Raw genomic sequence first — 1,794 nt, 5'->3', positions numbered from 1 at the left:
AGACAGGTGATATTTATAGTTTGTTTTACGAATTAGGAATCAAGCTTTTAAAACCTAAGGGGTATTTGGCATTTATAACCTCGAATAAATGGATGCGGGCTGCCTATGGTGAAAGTCTTCGAAAATACTTTGTTGAGAAGAGTAATCCAGTCATATTGATTGACTTTGGTGGTGTCCAAGTTTTTGATACGGCTACTGTTGATACCAATATATTGATATCTGAAAAGGCAAAATATGAAGGAGAAACAAAAGCTTGTATTTTAGATAAAAATTTTAGTATAAATAATACCAGCGATTATTTTAACACTCTTTTCATTAAAGCTTCCTATACTTCTGCTAATTGGACTGTTTTAGGTGCTGTAGAACAGACAATAAAGAATAAAATTGAAAAGATTGGAATACCGCTTAAAAATTGGGATGTTCAGATAAATTATGGTATCAAAACTGGATATAATGAAGCTTTCATAATTGACGAAAATAAAAGAAATGATGAAATTATTCGACCGATTCTTTTAGGTAAAAATATTAAGCGTTTTACTTATGAATGGAGTGGCAATTGGCTCATAAATGCGCATAATGGCATAAAGTCTAAAGGCATTCCACGAATAGATGTTGAGAAAGATTATCCAGTTGTATATGAATATTTATTAAAACATAGAACTGAATTAGAAAAGCGTTTAGATCAAGGTGATCATTGGTCTAATCTTAGAAATTGTGCCTACTTGGAAGACTTTAATAAGGTGAAAATAGGATGGGGAAATTTAGCTTTGAAATCTCAGTTTAGTTTTATTCCAGCTGATTATATTCTTAATGCACCATCTCCTTTTTTCGTGACCGAAAATTATTATTTATTAGCAGTGCTTAATTCCACTATCGCAGACTATTATATAAAACAATTAGGCGTTTCCCGTAATGGTGGTTATTTCGAGTACAAACCAATGTTTGTAGAACAATTGCCGATTCCCTTTATTGACGAAGCAGAGCAAAAAAAATTCTGTGACATTGTGGAAAAAATAATATATGAAAAAACGAATAATCGTGAGACGTCAGAATTGGAGAATAGTTTAGATAAAATGGTATTCGACCTATATAATTTAGTTGAAGAAGAAATTAATTTAGTTTCTAACTATTAAATTAATAAAGACCTCTTCATCTTCCGAAAAATTAAAAATACCAGAAAATATTTTGTCTATTTCATGTTGTAATTCCTTTTTTTTGAGAATTTCTTCTTCAATTAGGATCTTATCAACCAAGATTTCTATGGAGTCTTTGATTTTTTTTTCTGGATTCGGAATAGGAATATTTTCTAAATATATTTTTTGCATCATAAATCCGCTATCATCCCATGCCGTTACATATTGTGGAATTAAATACTCCATTATTTTCGAATTCATAAATGCTAAAAGATACTTTATCTCAACTCCAGTAATTGAGAAAGCTGTTTTATCACAAAAATAATTTCCTGAATCATACGTAAATCTTGGGAAAGTCTCATTATTATTTTTAAGTAGCCGCATAGTTTCGGGGTAAATTAATTTGGGACCAGTAAATATATCAATGTATGCACAGTTTCTCAAATTACTCCAGTGATCTCCCTTGTCACTCCTAGATTCAAGTTTTGACTGAAAATGTTTTAGGTGTTCATAAATAACGGGATAATCATTAACTACGTCGATACGTTTGGTACCTTTTTCCTTCACACCATTATGCGCATTAATTAAATACAAATTTGAAAAATGAATATCATATTTTTTAATATCTCTGCCTCTTAAAATCGGTCGAATAATTTCATCA

The 1,794-nt window shown here is 30.5% G+C and carries 2 protein-coding genes; one reads left to right on the top strand and one right to left on the bottom strand.

Translation table 11 applies throughout. The features are described 5' to 3' along the window. Window positions 1-1,133, top strand: a 1,133-nt coding sequence (locus tag EZL74_RS13050) for an Eco57I restriction-modification methylase domain-containing protein (RefSeq protein WP_193553769.1), incomplete at its 5' end; no start/stop codon positions are given. Here EZL74_RS13050 and EZL74_RS13045 read toward each other — a convergent pair. Continuing rightward, a partial coding sequence (locus tag EZL74_RS13045; RefSeq protein ID WP_317125839.1) for a TaqI-like C-terminal specificity domain-containing protein occupies window positions 1,116-1,794 on the bottom strand: 679 nt, incomplete at its 5' end. The two genes, EZL74_RS13050 and EZL74_RS13045, sit on opposite strands and share 18 nt — an antisense overlap.

This window comes from Flavobacterium silvisoli (assembly GCF_004329815.1).
GTDB lineage: Bacteria > Bacteroidota > Bacteroidia > Flavobacteriales > Flavobacteriaceae > Flavobacterium > Flavobacterium silvisoli.
This window is presented reverse-complemented; position numbering and strand designations above follow the sequence as displayed.